Raw genomic sequence first — 1209 nt, forward strand, 5'->3', positions numbered from 1 at the left:
AGAAGTATACTATTTGATTCAAAATACTCAGCATCTGTATTAAAGGATAAATCTAATAGACGTTCAATCTGTTTATAATATTGATTCACATCAACATTATGAATAATGTATTGATCATGTGTATCTTTTGTAAGGGAATAAAAATATTGTTCCGCATTAATACCTAAGAAATTGACCCATCCATATTTCCATGGATGGTTTTTATCTGCTTGATAGGTAGCCACCTTATTGGCAGGAATGAGGAAAATATCTCCTGCCTTGACATCAAAGGAATGTTCATTAATAGTCAGTTGTCCTTTTCCAGAGAAGACAAAATGCATCACATAATAAGATCTTACAATAGGTCCATAGGTATATTCACTTTTACATTGTTCTATTCCAGCACTGTATAAAGACAAATCTGTATTGGCTTTATAGGTTTTGCTGTGAATACGTTCTTTATATTCTTTCATATGATCCCCTAAGTTAGTTTTTTCCATATATTCGTTATGTATTTCTATTCTTATTATATTCTTGGCGTTGTTTAATGTAAATAAAGTGAGGGTTATGTATGAAAAATAGAAAACAAGCATATCATATAGAAACAGAAAAAGGGTTGATCAATGACCCGAATGGGCTTTCCTATTTTAAAGGAAAGTATTATGTCTTTTTCCAATGGAATCCTAATGCGACAGACCACTCATATAAAGTATGGGGAAAAACAACCTCTCAAGACCTTGTTCATTGGAGTGAGCCTGTTATCGCATTACAAGCGTCTGAAGCTTATGACAAGGATGGGACGTATTCAGGAAGTGCAGTCAGTGATGGTGAGACACTATCTCTTTATTATACGGGAAATGTGAAGAGAGATGGCGTAAGATATCCTGAACAATGTCTTGCACAATCAAAGGATGGTGTTCACTTTAAGAAATATGGTTCTGTACTCTCTCTTCCTGATGATTATACAGGTCATTTTAGAGATCCTAAAGTGACTAAGGAGGATGTCTGGAAAATGATTATAGGAGGACAGAATAAGAAGACTGGAAAAGGAGATATTATTCAATATACATCAATAGATGGAACCTCTTTTAAGTTTAATAAAATCATTGGAATATCTAAACAGTATGAAATGATAGAATGTCCTGACTTATTTACACTTGATGCTCATGAAGTATTAATGTATGGCCTACAGTCAAGAAATAATGATACAGATGAATGTCTTGATGCACA

The 1209-nt window shown here is 33.4% G+C and carries 1 protein-coding gene and 1 pseudogene (1 of these 2 running past the window's edge); one reads left to right on the forward strand and one right to left on the reverse strand.

Features of this window, described 5'->3' with window-relative positions:
- Positions 1 to 452 carry the 5' portion of an AraC family transcriptional regulator gene (locus B2S90_RS03670; RefSeq protein WP_286696554.1) on the reverse strand. 394 nt of this gene lie to the left of the window's left edge, so 452 of the gene's 846 nt are visible here — the first part of the coding sequence; it begins with the start codon at positions 450 to 452; the stop codon falls past the left edge of the window.
- Positions 453 to 550: 98 nt separating this feature from the next.
- Here B2S90_RS03670 and B2S90_RS03675 point away from each other — a divergent pair.
- Positions 551 to 1209 (forward strand): annotated as a pseudogene (locus tag B2S90_RS03675) (sucrose-6-phosphate hydrolase); the annotation flags it as partial.

Origin of the sequence: Catenibacterium sp. UBA627 (assembly GCF_002299355.1) — a bacterium.
Lineage (GTDB): Bacteria > Bacillota_I > Bacilli_A > Erysipelotrichales > Coprobacillaceae > Catenibacterium > Catenibacterium mitsuoka.